The organism is Armatimonas sp. (assembly GCF_043757465.1).
Lineage (GTDB): Bacteria > Armatimonadota > Armatimonadia > Armatimonadales > Armatimonadaceae > Armatimonas.
On sequence record NZ_JAYVPL010000147.1, the window covers coordinates 84,939 to 100,359 of the forward strand.

Annotated in this window: 13 protein-coding genes; 4 read left to right on the top strand and 9 right to left on the bottom strand. The window is 52.4% G+C overall.

Annotated features, from left to right (window positions below):
- Nucleotides 1-7 precede the first annotated feature (7 nt).
- The 9 genes from queA to ACH2ED_RS20770 all read right to left on the bottom strand — a co-directional run bounded on the left by queA (nt 8) and on the right by ACH2ED_RS20770 (nt 9,712).
- A complete protein-coding gene (gene queA / locus ACH2ED_RS20730) occupies nt 8-1,048 on the bottom strand; it encodes a tRNA preQ1(34) S-adenosylmethionine ribosyltransferase-isomerase QueA (RefSeq protein ID WP_395094633.1) in 1,041 nt (346 codons plus the stop codon).
- 281 nt (nt 1,049-1,329) lie between these two features.
- Nucleotides 1,330-1,743 (bottom strand): nucleoside-diphosphate kinase, encoded by a 414-nt coding sequence (gene ndk, locus ACH2ED_RS20735; RefSeq protein ID WP_395094634.1) that lies wholly within the window; start codon nt 1,741-1,743, stop codon nt 1,330-1,332.
- 89 nt (nt 1,744-1,832) lie between these two features.
- Nucleotides 1,833-3,290, bottom strand: coding sequence for a hypothetical protein (locus tag ACH2ED_RS20740; protein ID WP_395094635.1), 1,458 nt, complete (start codon nt 3,288-3,290; stop codon nt 1,833-1,835).
- 33 nt (nt 3,291-3,323) lie between these two features.
- Nucleotides 3,324-4,259 carry a cupin gene (locus ACH2ED_RS20745; protein ID WP_395094636.1) on the bottom strand — a complete coding sequence of 312 codons (936 nt, stop codon included), beginning with the start codon at nt 4,257-4,259 and terminating at the stop codon, nt 3,324-3,326.
- Between the two features lie 36 nt (nt 4,260-4,295).
- On the bottom strand, nt 4,296-4,751 hold the full coding sequence (locus tag ACH2ED_RS20750) for a ribosomal protein L7/L12 (protein ID WP_395094637.1): 456 nt from the start codon (nt 4,749-4,751) through the stop codon (nt 4,296-4,298).
- Between the two features lie 93 nt (nt 4,752-4,844).
- Nucleotides 4,845-5,186, bottom strand: a complete 342-nt coding sequence (locus ACH2ED_RS20755; RefSeq protein ID WP_395094638.1) for a hypothetical protein — start codon at nt 5,184-5,186, stop codon at nt 4,845-4,847.
- Between the two features lie 254 nt (nt 5,187-5,440).
- Complete coding sequence (locus ACH2ED_RS20760; RefSeq protein WP_395094639.1) at nt 5,441-6,829, bottom strand: DUF512 domain-containing protein; 1,389 nt, start codon at nt 6,827-6,829, stop codon at nt 5,441-5,443.
- 200 nt (nt 6,830-7,029) lie between these two features.
- The gene (locus ACH2ED_RS20765; protein WP_395094640.1) at nt 7,030-8,580 is read right to left on the bottom strand and encodes a hypothetical protein; all 1,551 of its coding nucleotides are present in this window, start codon (nt 8,578-8,580) and stop codon (nt 7,030-7,032) included.
- A 43-nt stretch (nt 8,581-8,623) separates the two neighbouring features.
- Nucleotides 8,624-9,712 (bottom strand): redoxin domain-containing protein, encoded by a 1,089-nt coding sequence (locus tag ACH2ED_RS20770; protein WP_395094641.1) that lies wholly within the window; start codon nt 9,710-9,712, stop codon nt 8,624-8,626.
- Between the two features lie 82 nt (nt 9,713-9,794).
- Between ACH2ED_RS20770 and ACH2ED_RS20775 the strand changes: the two genes are divergently transcribed.
- The 4 genes from ACH2ED_RS20775 to ACH2ED_RS20790 all read left to right on the top strand — a co-directional run bounded on the left by ACH2ED_RS20775 (nt 9,795) and on the right by ACH2ED_RS20790 (nt 14,997).
- On the top strand, nt 9,795-11,060 hold the full coding sequence (locus tag ACH2ED_RS20775; RefSeq protein WP_395094642.1) for a DUF1080 domain-containing protein: 1,266 nt from the start codon (nt 9,795-9,797) through the stop codon (nt 11,058-11,060).
- Nucleotides 11,061-11,188: 128 nt separating this feature from the next.
- Nucleotides 11,189-12,040: a class I SAM-dependent methyltransferase gene (locus ACH2ED_RS20780; RefSeq protein WP_395094643.1), complete on the top strand. Its 852-nt coding sequence runs from the start codon at nt 11,189-11,191 to the stop codon at nt 12,038-12,040.
- 29 nt (nt 12,041-12,069) lie between these two features.
- Nucleotides 12,070-13,005 (top strand): glycosyltransferase, encoded by a 936-nt coding sequence (locus tag ACH2ED_RS20785; protein WP_395094644.1) that lies wholly within the window; start codon nt 12,070-12,072, stop codon nt 13,003-13,005.
- Between the two features lie 729 nt (nt 13,006-13,734).
- On the top strand, nt 13,735-14,997 hold the full coding sequence (locus tag ACH2ED_RS20790; RefSeq protein WP_395094645.1) for a hypothetical protein: 1,263 nt from the start codon (nt 13,735-13,737) through the stop codon (nt 14,995-14,997).
- Nucleotides 14,998-15,421: the final 424 nt, after the last annotated feature.

Below are 15,421 nucleotides of genomic sequence, written 5' to 3' on the forward strand. Positions count from 1 at the left end.
TCTCGCATTATACCGCAAGCATTGCATCCCCAAAACTTAAAAATCGGTAGCCTTTTCCAAGCGCTTCTTCATACGCGCTTCGCATACTGGCATAGCCCATAAACGCCGCCACGAGTAAGAGCAACGAGGAGCGCGGCTGGTGAAAATTGGTGATGAGGCCGTCCACAGCGCCAAAGGCATAGCCCGGCGTGATGAAGATCCCCGTCTCCCCTTCCACTGCCACCACACGCTCTCCACTCCCTTGTCCGTCCGCCAGCCGCCCCGCCGACTCCAGCGCCCGGAGCGCCGTGGTTCCCACCGCGATCACGCGCCCACTGCACTGATTCACCGCCATCGCCGTGGCTTCCGAGACAGCATAGGTCTCCGTGTGCATAACATGCTCGGCGATATTCTCGGTCTTGATGGGCCGAAACGTCCCAATCCCCACATCCAGCCGCAGCCGTGCGATCTCTACGCCCTGTGCCTGGAGTTTTTCTAAGAGCTCAGGCGTGAAGTGTAGCCCCGCCGTAGGAGCCGCCGCCGAGCCGGGCGTTTTCGCATAGACCGTCTGGTAGCGCTCTTTGTTTGTCAGTGGTGCCGTGATATAGGGCGGCAGTGGCACGCGCCCAATGGCAACGAGTTTCTCTAGGACATCCTCCCCGAGAAAACGCAGCAGTCGCCCGCCATTGTCCAGCGTTGCCAGCGCCTCCGCCTCTAGGTCAACCTCAGGAAACTGCACGCGCTGCCCCGGAAGCAGCTTCTTGCCGGGCCGCACCAGTGCCTCAAAAACAGAGTCGCCGTGCTCAATGGCGGGACGAAGTATAAAAACTTCGATCTGTCCACCGGTGCCAGGCCGCTCGCCAAAGAGCCGTAGCGCCGAGACGCGTGTCTCATTGAGCACCAATAAATCGCCAGAGCGAAGCAGCTCCGGCAGCTCGCGAAATATCCGGTGCTCCCGTACGCCACTTGCCCGATCCACGCAAAGGAGCCGCGAGGAATCTCGCGGCTCCAGCGGGATCTGCGCAATGCGCTCCTCAGGCAGATTGTAGTCAAAGTCAGAGAGGCGCATGGGTAGGCATCCATCCCCCCAGCCCCCTTCCTTCCCCGTATTTCCGACTTCGTCGGCGGGAAGGAAGGGGGAGCCTGAGGAGGTCTTTCTATTTCTTACCCCTCTCCTCCCATTCTTACCCCCTCTCCTCCCGACAAAGTCGGAAAAAGAGGGAGAGGGGGTGGCGAAGTGAGGCACGAACGAAGCCGGGGGAGTGCCCCGGGGGAGTGCCCCGGGGGAGTGCCCCGGGGGAGTGCCCCGGGGGAGTGTCCCGGGGAATACCCCCGAGTTCTAAGAGAGAACTACAGCAGCTCCTCCGGCTTGAACCAGAGTGCGATCTCATCAGCGGCGGTCTCGGGGGCATCGGAGCCGTGAATCAGATTCAACATCATATCCGACGTGTAGTCGCCACGGATCGTACCGGACGTCGCATTGACGGGCTTGGTGGCCCCAATCATATTGCGGCAGAGCTGGATCGCATCGGAGCCTTCCCAGACCATCGCGACCACGGGGCCACTGGTGACAAAATCAACCAGCTCACCAAAGAAAGGACGCGCGGCATGAACAGCGTAGTGCGCCTCCGCCGTGGCGCGGCTCGGGACAAGCTGCTTGAGCCCGACAAGCTTCAGGCCCCGGTTCTCAAAGCGACCAATGATCTCTCCGACCAGACGGCGCTGGACACCATCGGGCTTGACCATGATATAGGTTCGTTCCATCGTGTTTTATGTATCCTGACACAAAGTTTGGGCGCACCACGGTTCGCGGCACGCCCACCAAGGAGTTATTTTATCATATTCCGCTCGTTTTAACGGACGGAGAGCGGGTTCTGAGATTCAAGCTTACGGAGCGCCTCTAGCTGCTTGAGGCGCACTTTATCACCAGACTTGCGCAGGCGCATCTCCAGTACGACCGACTTAGCGATTCGCACAAACCGAAACCAGCGGGCATCCTCAATGTCTTTGGCATACCCCCCCTTGCTCGCCTCTTCCACCGCAAGCCGAACCTGTGCGAGATCGGCGAGCTGTGTCGGGCGCTCCTCAAGGTAGGTATTGGCCTGAGCAACGGCCTCTTTCCACTCCTCCGAAGTAGCACGACGATTACCCAGGCTAGGGAAGCGCTGGTTGAGATCCTGACGGGCGGCAGCATAGCGCTTCTGAACATCTGGCTCCAAACGAATCCCACCCGAGCTGCTAGGTTTCATATCCCGTGCGACGCGCTTTCGGAAGCGCTCGTAGGCGACTTTCACCCGGTCTTCCCCTTGGGCTGTCGGCCCCAGTTTCTCACTCAGCCCCTCCAGCGCTGCGCGTTGTGCAGGAGTAGCGGCTTTCTTGAGCTCGTCCCAGGAAATCGCCGTGATCTCCTCATCGGTCTCGATGGGCACGAAGCGCCGCAGAAAGACATCGCTGGTCACGACGGGCACATCAATGGACTCCTCGTTGATCTGGGTCCAGGCGAAGGCCTCGTCCATCCCAACCTTGCCATCTTTGTTGTAGTCCGGCTGAACCGACTTACGCCCCAAGCGGTCTTTTCCCGTGAGTGCCGCGAAGAAGTAGCTGGTAAAGTCGTGGTACTCCTCCTCCTCGACCTCGGGCGTGCAGCCTGCCGCCTCACGCTCTTTCACCGTCGCAAAAAAACCACAGAGGGGATGGTTTGTCAGCTCGCCCTCAGGCAGGCCACCAGCAAAGAGGAGGTTCCCAAACGCGCCGGAGAAACACTGCACCATCACGACCGTCACCGGGCGCTTTGCAGGCAGCTTCTCTAAATGTCCGGCAAGGGCCGTGGTGGTCAGTGCGCTATTGCCCCAGAGATCGTAGCGGTTGTTGTCGTAGGACTGCCGCCCCGGCGAGCCATGACCGGTGAAGTAGAGCATGAGGGGCGCTTTATCCCCCTCACCTGCTAGCTTCTCAAAGATGCCCGTGACGGTATCAGACGTACTTGCTCCATCGCGGCGGGGCACGTCGCTCTTGCGGTACTGCAAAAACGGGGCGCCTTTTGCGGGGCGGGGGCCATCCCCAAAGAGCGTCCGAAGAGACTTCTGCGCCTCGGTCTTGGTGGCGAGAAACTGCACAATGGGTGTGTCGGTCTGGCCATCGGCAAAGAGAATCGTGGAGCTTACCTGCGTCGGCAAGAGCCCGTAGACATAGCGCACATTGCTCTCGATAGCCACCTGGTTGTACTCAGGTGACGGCCCGCCGCCAAAGATCACGCAACGCAGCGGTGCGGGAGCGAGCAGAAATGGAGCGAGGAAGATCGGTGCAATCATGTAACATTTTACCGCGTTTTCTAATGCTGCTATTTAGAGCGAGGGCATTCTCCCGCCAGGGAGGACGAACTTGATACCAAGTGTCCGTAGATACGTTTGCAGCCCGGCGTCTTGCATGGGGATTAAGTGTGCTTCGCGAGGGGATTCATTGAAGTGCGCGTGCCAGTAGCCCGGTGGGGTAATAAACGACGAGAACGGCTTCCAGTCCACCTTCACGGGGTCGAGGATCTCGCCTTTATCGTTGATCTTCGTCCCGACCAGCGTGTAGCAACCAGGGTCACAATCGAGGATCAAATCCAGCGCCACGGACTCGTGTCGGTGCGGTAGCTGTACGGCATTTAGAGGAAGCACCCCGAGCATCGCCCAAAGCGTGTGTGTTACCGTGAGTGTTTGATTTAGTTCTTTGTTGACAAGCAGGACGCTGATGCGGCTCCGGTTGATGGCATCGCCTTCACTCTTGGCTCTATCCAGAGCTTTGAGAGAGTCTTCGGAGGTGTAGAGAGTGGGCTTGAAGCGCTGCGTGTCGGCCTTTGCCCCTAAATACCGAAGCAGCGGCTCATCGTGGACGAGATAGAACGCGGAGTCGGTCTCCGCGAAGTGGCGCGTCTCTTTTCCCGTTGGCAGAACCACAAAGTCGCCGGTCTTCCAGGGAATCTCCAGGCCATCGAACTCCGTACGGCCCTTGCCTCGGATGACGTAGTAGAGCTGCGAGGTCGCGTTGAAACTTACCGTGAGGCTTTCGCTGGGCAGGATATGCACGAAGTTGGCACAGAGCGCCGGGCTGGTCGCGGGGCCTTCACAGCCGAGTTTCTCGCTCACATCGAGCGGGATGAGCTGCGTGCCACCGGCCTCGTGGAGCGCACTACTGAACTCGGCATACGGAATTTTCGAGATCGCGCCCGATCCAATCGGATCGGCGGCTTTCGTGTACTCGTAGTAGAGACCGTTTTTCGTTAAATTCTTCAGCATAAAATTAATCTCGGGGTTGTTTCGCACACGTCGTCACTAAGGGATCAGCGACTTTGGGCCGCGCAGGAAGTAGTAGGCAAGCGCGAGGGCAAGGACGGCGCAGACGATAACCCAGACGGGGCTCCCAGAGCGTGGCGTGTCGTGGGAGGCTGTTGTGGCGGGGATGTGCCCTAGCTCGACTGCTTCCTTGGCTTCCTTCAGACCAAGCCCCGTTGCCTCGCGCAAGAGTCGAATCGCCTGGATCTTGTTTCCCTGTTGTAGCGCCTCCATCACACTCGCAGGCAGGACGGAGGGGGGGGGCGGGGCGGAGAGGGGGGTAGACCTTGCTGTCGGGACGCTGCCCGTGCCGTGTGTGTAGGCATCAATGGCATCCTTAGACTCTTTCAGCCCGAGGCTCGTCTCCCTATGAAGGCGCTTGATAGCTTCGAGGGTATTGCCCGCCTCAAGTGCCTGGAGCACACTGGCAGGAAGTGGTGTTTTCTGTGTCTGCATTCTGTGCTCATTGTGCCACAGATTAGCCCCTTCCCGCAGACCACAGACAATAATCAATCGGGGCAAATTCATCGGGGCGTCCAACTTCTTCGTTCATGTCGTTTCTTCCTGTGCCGGGGCGATCTCAAAAACCGACTGGGAGCGGAAGAAGCAGACATTGAACTCCTTGAAGAAATTCATCTGTCCCAGAAGAAGTGGAACCTGATCCGTCTGTGCCCAGGCAAAGGCAAGCTGAACAGGTGGAAAGTGGGCGACCGTTGCCACAAGGACGACCCCTCTGGCCGGAACGGAGGATAGGTTGCCGGAGAGGGTCAGAGGCCGATGCGAGTCTTCCCACACCAGCCCAAGTGCCAGCCCTGCCGAATGGGGAAGTACACTGATCGCTGCCCCGCTGTCCAACATTCCCGCCGCTGTGATGCTTTGCCCTTGATACATCAGTGTAACATGACCTGGATTTCTTGTCGGCTTCCAAAACCTCTTGAAGAACTGCCGCCACGTCATAGTTCTCCGTGGGCGACCAGATCGGATACTCCTTGTGCGGGAAAATACCCAATCGAGCAAGTTCGTCTTGTTGGTCAAGCTCCTCCAGAAGCTCTTGAACTAGCAGGAGCTTTTCAGGACGCGGGAGCAAGTGAATGGCAGGGCGTAGCTCTGTGAGGGACATGCCGTCATTTTATCCGACGGGCACTTCAGACGGCAAGCAAAAACGCGGCGGCGGCGGCGGGGGTGCGGTCTACGGCGACCACGGGGCGTCCGACTTCTTCGTTGACTTGTGTGAGGGTCATTTCATCCAGAAAGAACTCGGTGCCGTCGCGGAGCATGACGTTAGGAATGAGGATTTCGTCGCCCAGATTCGGGAAGGCTTTGAGCGCATTTACTAAATCTCGCCCGACAATCAGGCCGGCGATATTGATATTTCCCTCGAAGAACGTGTTGTGGATCGCGCAGACATTGATCTGTAGCCCTTCGACTTTATTAAAAATCTCCGCGAGCTGCGTCAGGAGCGGCCCGGCGATCTCTCCGGTGGCAAACGTGACGCGTCTCGGGCGCGGCGCACGCTTGGGGAGATCACGCTTGAGCTTCTCGCACTCGTCCAGAAACAGCCGCACCAGCCCGACACCGTCTTCGAGCTGTGGAAAACCCTCGTACTGGGAGCGCGACGGGATCGGGAGGCCGCCGCCGAGATAGAACTCGTCGGACAGATAGACAAAGCGCGTGCCCAGCTCTTTTAAGTACCAGCTTCGGAGCGGCTCGACTTGCCCTACCCACCAGGCTTTCTGCTCACCGTTCCAGGTTTCGACGGGCGCGAGGCGCTCACGGAACTGCGTGATGCCAATCGGGACAACCGCCACCGAGATCACGCCACCAAACTCCCCGCGCTTCTTGGGATGAAGATTGGCCAGGTCCGTGATGGTCTCAAAGAAGATCTCGCCGTCGTTGTAGTGCGGCACAAGCACCACTTGCGCATGAATCTGAATCCGCGCCTCAACAAGCTTCTGCAGAATCTCCCGGATCGGCTCCGGGCCACGACGACCTAGGATCTTGCCACGCGCCTCGGGGTCGGTGGCGTGAACCGAGACATAGAGCGGTGAGAGGCGCTGCTCACAGATGCGCTCTAATTCGCCAGGCTTTAAGTTGGTGAGCGTGACATAGTTGCTGTGTAGAAATGAGAGCCGGAAGTCATCGTCTTTGATGTAGAGGCTCGGGCGCAGGCCCTTGGGCTGTTGGTAGAGAAAGCAGAAGACGCACTTGTTCTTACAGATATGCATCCGGTCAAATAAGTCCTCCGCAAACGTAATCCCGACAGGTGCATCGAAGCCTTTCTCGATTTTCAGTGTGAGTAGCTCGTCGCCCCGCTTCACGGCCAAGCTCACTTCCTCGGCGGCGGAGTAGAAGCGCCAGTCCACCACATCGGTGAGCGGGTGGCCATTGACGGAGAGCACCACGTCCCCCACCAGAAGCCCAGCGTCCTGGGCGATGCTGCCCGTTTCGATGGACTCGATCGCATTGCGGGGAAGCCGAGGGCGCTCAAGATGCTCAAGGCGCTCGTGGGTGGCGACGGGAAGGGTTAGGGCCATAGGGCTCTATTGTATCGCTCGTAATCTCTCTGAGTCTCGCCCCCATAAACGGGAGCGTCTTTTTGTCGCTTCGCGACACGAAGGGCGTCCCGCCCATGCCGAGCACCGAGTAAACTCGGTATGGCCCGAAGTGGCCTTTGTGTCCGAGGCACGAGGACAATAAGACGCCCCGGTTCATCGGGGCGGTCTCTCCAAGGCGACTAAATCCGCAGCAAGCCGCAGGCTTGCTCGTAACCGTCGGCACGCTTGCCAAACTCGCTGGCAGTCACCCGAGCCAAGGCGACTAAGTGATCCCAGCGGTGCGCTTTTCGGGTACGACGGAACTCCTCTGAGACCGTGCGATAGTACTTTTCGGCGTGGAGAGTACCATCCTCGCTGATCGCGTAGTTGAGCAGAAGTGGGAAGACGCGGGATTCGGAATGGCCTAGTGCGCCGTAGTGTTCCATCAGCGCAGCGGCGTGGGCTTGGTTGTTCTCCCGAATCGCACCGTCGAGCTCGCATAAAAGTGCTGCTGGGTCGGTGGTGGTGACCTGCGCCTTTTCCTCAACAAAGGGATAGGCGGGCAAATTTTTCCAGTCACGCCCCGTCGGCGCTTGTAGGTGGTAGCCCGCCACAATCAGCCCGGCCACGGCGTTCTCGTGGGAGCTGACGGCGGCGATATTGCGCCAGGCGTTCATCGAGTCCGAGGCATGGACACCGTAGGAATCGCCGTGGACACTGCCAATCGGTTTGCCGGGAAAGGCTTGCGTCCGGCCTGGATCGCGGAGCACTTGCTGGGTAGCCGCCAGCGAGAGCGCCTCGCCAATCGCACTGAGGCCAAAGCCCTCCGCGAGCGCCCCTCCCACAGCATCGGCAGCCTGCGCGGGCGTGGAGGCGAGGAGCGTGTTGCAGAAAGCCCGTACCCAGGCATCGTCAGCAGTGCGAGTACCCGGTGAGCGGCCCACCAGCTTATGCGCGTCCAGAACTTTCGGGAGGATGCTGCGGATCGCGGGCTCAGGCCGGCCCTGGGCAACCCGCTGTTTCTCCGCACTGACACAGTAGTGCACCGACTGCCGCAGGGTGGTGTGCGCATGCTCTTTCCCCGTCAGGCCCAGCAGATCCCACGCCCGATACGCTAGCACCACACGGTGCACATCCACCTCGTCCTGAACCAGTGTCTGGAGTGCATTAAATGCAGCGTGGGGAGATTGTGCCACGAGCCCCGCAAAGAGTGTCTCGGCCTTGTCCAAGTCCTGACGGCGCATCGCCTCACGCAGCGTCACGCGCGTGTCCAGCGGCAATGCAGGCACAGGGTGGAGCACTTCCGCGCTCCGTCCGCCCTTAGCCTGAATCTGGCTGGTGCTCCGGTAGATAACTTTGAGCACCGGCAGCGCACGGCGGGCGGCGGGGAGCTCGGCGGTCATCTGGTAGGCGGGCAACAGCGCCATGAAGGCGTGGTAGCCGACATAGTCCTCGCCACCAAATGTCCGGGCATTGGCAAGCGCGGCAGCGGAGACCAGCTCTCGAAGCGATGTTCCTTGCGCGAGGCGATTCACCACAAGCGGGAGCATCTTCTCGGCGGAGTTCTCTTGCAGAAGCGAGACGAGCGGCTCCAATCGCCCGAATGTTAGTGCATTGGTATCGCCCTCGTGTTCGGTCTCTGCGCGAGCGGGGGCAATCCCCAGCTCAGCGGCGAGCGGGACTCCCACACTTGCCACCAGCATTCCCTTACCGACATCCGCCAGAAATCCACGACGTGTTTGCGATTCCATTGTAAGTAGCCTCCCTTGGCAAACCTACTATACCGCGCTTCTGTTACTGGCTGCTGGCGTGCCGCACAATGGAGCAGCCAAACGGTGTGGTGGACTTGACTGTGGGGTTCTGGCCTGCGAGCAGAAAGTCGAGTGCGTTGCGCAGATCGTGCGAGAGAATCGCTTTCTCGTCGCGACTGTCATCAATGCGCCCGTGGTAGCGCAGCACGCCGTTTGAATCCATCACGAAGGCTTCTGGCGTCACTTGCGCATTGAGTGCATCGGCGATTTTATGGTCCACATCACGCAGAATGGGAAACGCGAAGCCATGCGTTTTGGCATGATCCGTGATCTCGGCGTTGGTTTCGTCCGCGCTGGAGTTGACCGCGACAAAGCGCACACCCTTCGACGTATACGCAGCAGCGAGGGCTTGATTACGTGTGTCGTAGCCACCAGAACACGGGCAGCGCGACGAAAGAAAGAGTACCACGGTGGCCTTTTGCTTCTTATCGCCGTAGAGCGTTTCGGAGCCTGCACCGTCTGCCCGGCGAAGTGTCGCATCGGCGATGGGTTTATCCAGCAGGGGATTACTACCCGACGCGAACGTATCAAAAAAGCAAGCCGCCAGCTCGACAAGCTGTGTGCCGTGCTCTTTTGGCTGCACCGTGGCGAGCGGTAGAAGAACTTTGCTCTCTGGCCCCAGCACATACGAAATATAGGGCCGCCCCGGCGCGACGCCAAATTTCTGCCCAATCAAGCCGCCCGCATCTAATAAAATGGGGAAGTTAAGCTTCTCACTCTCATAAAGCGCAAGCGCAACGGCTTTCTCAATAGGCGCGATGGCAAAGACCTTCACCCCGATCTTATCGAAGCGCTTCATCTCATTTTTGAGCGAGCGTAGCTCGGCCCGCACTTCGTCGCTGACGCCGGGCAGAAAAACCAGAGCAATCGAGCGCTTGTCGTAGTCCGCCAGATTGTGAACCCGCCCGACCTGGTCGGAGAGCACAAAGACGGGTGCCTTGCTACGTGGCAAGAGCATGGTGATATTTTGCTGGCGGTCAAGGCGTGTGAGCGCGTAGATCCCTAGGCCCGCTGCGGTCCAAACCCCGGCGAGAGTGAAGAGTAGAGCTTTGAGAGGTGGTTTGCGTTTCATGTTTGTGAATCCTTTCACAATGTTACCGCCGCAATATTAAAGGCGCAAAGGTTTTTGCCAGGTCAAGCGCGAATAGTGCGCCATGAAAGTAAAGCTTCTTGCCGCGCTTGCCGCGCTCGTGTTGGTGGTGCCCTCGGCCCTGGCACAAAAATTTGAGAAGGCCTTTGATGGCACCAGCCTCAAGGGCTGGCAGCTTATCGGTGGCCACGGCCCGGGCTACGTCCCCAATAACGGCGTTTTGACCTGCCCCGCTGATGGTGGTGGCAACCTCTACACCGAGAAGGAGTTCTCCGACTTCCACATGAAGTTTGAGTTCAAGCTCTCCCCCGGCGGCAACAATGGCATCGGGATTCGTGCCCCACTCCAGGGCGATGCAGCCTATGTGGGGATGGAGGTTCAAGTCCTCGATGACCCTGCCCCGATGTACGCAAAGCTAGAGCCCGGTCAGTACCATGGCTCGATCTACAAAGTCTGTGCGGCCAAGCGGGGTGCGCTCAAGCCCACGGGCGAGTGGAACAAAGAGGAGATTATCGCCACGGGCCGCCGGATCCAGGTGATCGTGAATGGCAAGAAGACCGTGGACTGTGATCTGAACAGGATCACGGATCCGGCGATACTGGCGGGCCATCCCGGCATGCTGCGCGAGAAGGGCCACATCGGCTTTCTGGGCCACGGCTCGCTGGTGGAGTTTCGCAATATCGAGATTAAAGACACCAGCAAGCCCAGCATGGACAACACGGCCCCGAAAGGCTTCATCGCGCTCTTTAATGGTAAGGATCTCACGGGCTGGAAGGGCTTGGTCGGCAACCCACTCACCCGGGCCAAGATGGCCCCCGTCGAGCTCGTCACTGCGGAGAAGACCGCCACTGAGAAAGCACTCGAGCACTGGAGTGCCAAAGAGGGCGTGGTCTGCTACGACGGCAAGAACGACAGCCTCTGCACCGCCAAAGACTACAAAAACTTCGAGCTACTCGTGAGCTGGAAGATCGGCCCCGGCGGCGACTCAGGGATTTATTTACGTGGCTCGCCCCAGGTGCAGATCTGGGACATGGCGCTGACCAATGTCGGCGCACAAGTCGGCTCAGGTGGGCTCTACAACAACCAGAAGAATCCCAGTAAGCCCACGCAAGTCGCGGACAACCCCGTTGGGGAGTGGAACGAGTTTCGCATTCTCATGGTCGGGGAGCGCGTGACGATCTATCTGAACGGCAAGCTAATTGTGCAGAACGTGGTACTGGAGAACTACTGGGACCGCAAGATCCCCATCTTCCCCACCGGCCAGATCGAGCTCCAGCACCACGGAAACCCGATCTTCTTCAAGAATATCTACGTGAGAGAGTTGCACTAAACTATCTAGCGTGATAAACAATCCATATGATAGCTAATCTCCCCTTATTATTAATGAGGGGAGATTAGCTATAAATCAATATCCTTTTTAGAAAGAAATACAGAGTTAGCTGAAAGCCTAATATAGTTATGCAAGAAGAACAATTTTCAATCCATGCAGATATCGAAGAGAAACACTGGTGGTTTGTTGGCCGAAGAAAAATATTAAGCAATATCGTTAATACGCTACTTATACCAAATAAAACAACAACAATTATCGATATCGGATGCGGAACAGGAGCAAATATTGCCTGTTTAGCAAAGCAATATAATTGTATCGGAATTGATACTTCAAAATTGGCAATAAAACATGCTACAAAACGCTTTCCAAGTGTGAATTTCATATGTGGTTTTGCTCCTGAGGATCTAGGAGATCTAGCTAAAAGTGCAGATATATTTATTATTACAGATGTAATGGAGCATATCGATGATGACTTCTTATTTCTATCCAGTTTAATTTCAGTGAGTAAACCTGGGGCATACTTTTTGATAACAGTACCCGCTGATATGAATCTATGGAGTAATCATGATGTCGCATTTGGACATTTCAGACGTTATGATATATCACGACTGAGGGCATCTTGGGATGGCTTACCCGTTAAAGAAGTTTTAGCATCTTACTATAACTCTCGACTGTATCCAATCGTCCGTTGCTTAAGAACAATCAGTAAAATTAGAAATAAGAGTTGGGGAGAGAATTCGACTGACTTCTCTATGCCACTGGATTTTGTAAATAGAGCACTAACAATTCTCTTTTCAGGCGAGTTTAATCAACTCAAAAAACAACTCATGCATACAAATCCGATACCAAGTTTTGGGCACGGGGTTAGCCTAATTGCAATCCTCCAGCGCCAAACAGGGAATTTCCAACCTCGTATAAAACCACTTGATGTTCAGAAAGATTCACATCAGCCTCTGCTACAAAAAGAGTTTAGAAATTAATGCACGGTAATTCTAATGATATCATCATAATGATGCCTATCTATAACGATTGGACATCAGTCAATTTATTATGTAACAAAATTGACGAAATATGCCCAAAAATATTACATCCTCTGCATATACTTCTAATTAACGATGGATCAACAGAAAAACAACCAGATGATTTATCTTCAAATAATTTCCAAAACATTAAATCTATCTCAATCTTAAACCTCAGGCGAAATTTAGGCCATCAGAGGGCAATCGCGATAGGCCTTTGTTATATTGAAGATAATTTAGAAGCAGAATCAATTTTAATTATGGATGGTGATGGTGAAGATTCCGCAACAGACATACCACTATTGGTTGCGAGTTGTAGACAAAATAATAATGAGAAAATCATTTTCGCAGAACGCTCTAAACGTAGTGAAAATGTAACATTTAAAGTATTTTATTCTCTTTATAAATCATTACACTTAATTTTAACGGGACAAAAAGTACGCGTTGGAAATTTCAGCATAATTCCAAAGAAACAAGTAACTCGTATCGTTATCGTATCTGATCTCTGGAATCACTATGCAGCATCTGTATTTAAAGCACGACTTCCTATTGATACAGTACATACCATCAGGGCACATCGTCTAGATGGTAAATCACAAATGAATTTCACATCACTTATTATCCATGGTCTAAGCGCTATGTCTGTTTATGGAGATAAAATAGGAGTAAGACTATTATTGGCGTTATCCATAGCGTCTTCAGCTCTTATAATTACTATAATTACGCTTTATTTATTAAATCATATACTTGGACTACACATATATCAATATATAAACTTGGCATTAATTTCTATATTACTGCTCGTCCCTCAAATTTTCTTCATATTGTTAATTTTTGTATTCCTCATCCTTAGCGGTAGAGATAGTTCTTCTTTTCTACCCATTCGAGACTACCATTACTACATATCAGAGTTTATAACAATGTAGTGTCGGTGTAATATTTCTTCTAGCGGCTTTGTTGCATAACATTATCGCCGAGGCGAGCCTCACCGCATTTTTCAACTATTCTGTTGACTTCATCAGTCTCCTGATGGGCGAAGTTCTCTATCGAGGAAAGACCTGTATGACTCTCACCAGGAAGAATCACATGCCCTGTGCACCCGGTTCCCCTCTTCGAAGCGGTGGTCACCTGGTGCGTGGTGCGCCATCGCTGCCTTTGCATATGGCGAAAATCACCTTGCCGATCCAGAAAGAAAATGTTACAATCTCGTAGTTCAAAAACTGTCCAGACAAACGTCAGGATTATAGGAAGTATGAGAGTAAGTGATGTTTTTTTCTCCGAATGATAAAAATAGGATATTTATAGCGCCTTTACTATTAGGGATATTTTTAGTGTATGTATTTGTTTTGAAATACCATACATGTTTTTTCTGGGGTGATGAAGTCTTGACATATCATGAAATGCAATCAACGTCGCTTCGTCATATGCTTAATTATAATCGAAAATTAGAGTTCGTACCTCCGCTTTACTTTATTATTTCGTATTTTATTTGCTATATTTCCGAAGTCAGTGTTTTTATTTTACGCATCCATACATTCACATACATATTATTATCAATGTTTCTGATTTGGAATACACTACGACTTAAATTCTCCAGCATAAGCTCAATATTAGGAGTCTCTATAGTATTCCTTTCTTATCCCATAGTAAATCAGATGTGGCAAGCTAGAATGTATGGGCTGTATGTCTTTTCGATAGCATTAATGCTTCATGTTTTCAACAAAGGCCATAAAAACAAAAAAAACACACGGCTATATTATCTAACAGTATTTATCTGCTGCTTGTTGATATTATTTACCCATAGTACTGGATCTTTATATGTTTTTAGTTTCGTACTGACTAAATTTATTATTGATTTTAAACGTTGTGTTGGCAATGATCGATTTTTAATCCAAATAAAAGCATTTGATATTATGTTTTATTGTTCCGTACTTTTGAGTTGGATTGTTTTTTTTACAATATGGCTAAATCCAACACTAGTTAACATTCATGAATTTAATTTTAAATCTTGGATTCCAGTTCCTGGAATAAATGACCTATATGCACAAATTTTCACACAGAAAAAAATGTTTTTTGTCTTGATTACTTTAATTTTATTTTTATCTGCATCACGTATTTTAAAAAAGAAAGTAATTATAGAATCTGAAAAAGACAATTTATTATTGCTTGGTTTTATCCTAGCTACATTTCCTATCCTTTCTGGATTTATAGTATCGACAATAGGTGGGACTAGTATTTTTCTAGATAGATATTTTACGCCTTCAGTTGTTGGGTGGTGCATTATTATTTCATACCTGGCTGACCATTTATATATAAACTATGGGAAGATACTTCCAATTAAAAATAAGACAGTTAGATTTCTGATTTCACCTATACTAGTCATACTAATAAACTTCTGGTTCATGATGCCTAATATACGTCAATTAGTTTTACATCCGCGTACATTTATATTTTCTCCTATTCCAGGTAAAGAAGTCCAATCTTACATACCACACAAAGACACACAAAAAATAATCCCTATTATATGTGAAGTTTGGAGTGAGTTTCTTCAATTAAATTTCTACAGAGATATAAAGTATTCTTATTATTTTCTAATTAATGGAACTACAGATATTAGTAATTACGGAGTCCCACTTGCAATGTTTCAAACAGAAAAAAATACAAATATAGAAATACGAAGCAAGTTCCTCGCTATGAATGATAATTTTTATATAATAAAAAGAAAAAAGCCTACAGATAAAGGCAACTTAGCGCCACATAAAGAGAGTGTTTCATTAAAAGAATGGCTCGAATTCGATAATTGGTTTAAAGACAAAATAGTAAATGGAAGTAGATATCATGTCGAATCAATAAGAGCGGATACTTATAATGGTGAAATATACTATGTATCCTCCAATACCTTCGCCAAAAACGGTTGACTTCTCCGGGATAGCGGCCGCCTGGATATCGGAGATCTAAAAAACAAAATAGGGCTTTGGAAGTACAGTTGAAGCGACTAAACAGCAACTCTTCTCCCAATGCCCATGCCCAACATTCTATCGCTCCTACTGTGCCTACAACCCGCCCTCTCCAAAACAACGATTCGACAACTGGCTCGCATCGTCCAAGCCATCCTGGTGATGCCAGCACGCATTAACCAACTCAGCATCGCAATATGGGCAGACAAAGGAGCAAGCTACAGAAGCGTACAACGCTTCTTCCAAACCGACATCGACTGGCTACAAGTCAAGTGGCTCTTCTTTATAACTGTACGGACGATTTCATAAAGCCGGTACCTTTACGGGGGCTTTTTCGGGTCTAGGTACAGGGTCAAGCAACGAAATTGCAGCTTCAAAACGACTC

Coding starts and splice junctions, on each gene's coding strand:
- ACH2ED_RS20765 (WP_395094640.1), bottom strand. CDS start 8,580: ATGGAATCGCAAACACGTCGTGGATTTCTGGCGGATGTCGGTAAGGGA.
- ACH2ED_RS20785 (WP_395094644.1), top strand. CDS start 12,070: ATGATGCCTATCTATAACGATTGGACATCAGTCAATTTATTATGTAAC.
- ACH2ED_RS20770 (WP_395094641.1), bottom strand. CDS start 9,712: ATGAAACGCAAACCACCTCTCAAAGCTCTACTCTTCACTCTCGCCGGG.
- ACH2ED_RS20760 (WP_395094639.1), bottom strand. CDS start 6,829: ATGGCCCTAACCCTTCCCGTCGCCACCCACGAGCGCCTTGAGCATCTT.
- ACH2ED_RS20775 (WP_395094642.1), top strand. CDS start 9,795: ATGAAAGTAAAGCTTCTTGCCGCGCTTGCCGCGCTCGTGTTGGTGGTG.
- ACH2ED_RS20790 (WP_395094645.1), top strand. CDS start 13,735: ATGTGGCAAGCTAGAATGTATGGGCTGTATGTCTTTTCGATAGCATTA.
- ACH2ED_RS20740 (WP_395094635.1), bottom strand. CDS start 3,290: ATGATTGCACCGATCTTCCTCGCTCCATTTCTGCTCGCTCCCGCACCG.
- ndk (WP_395094634.1), bottom strand. CDS start 1,743: ATGGAACGAACCTATATCATGGTCAAGCCCGATGGTGTCCAGCGCCGT.
- ACH2ED_RS20780 (WP_395094643.1), top strand. CDS start 11,189: ATGCAAGAAGAACAATTTTCAATCCATGCAGATATCGAAGAGAAACAC.
- ACH2ED_RS20750 (WP_395094637.1), bottom strand. CDS start 4,751: ATGCAGACACAGAAAACACCACTTCCTGCCAGTGTGCTCCAGGCACTT.
- queA (WP_395094633.1), bottom strand. CDS start 1,048: ATGCGCCTCTCTGACTTTGACTACAATCTGCCTGAGGAGCGCATTGCG.
- ACH2ED_RS20755 (WP_395094638.1), bottom strand. CDS start 5,186: ATGTATCAAGGGCAAAGCATCACAGCGGCGGGAATGTTGGACAGCGGG.
- ACH2ED_RS20745 (WP_395094636.1), bottom strand. CDS start 4,259: ATGCTGAAGAATTTAACGAAAAACGGTCTCTACTACGAGTACACGAAA.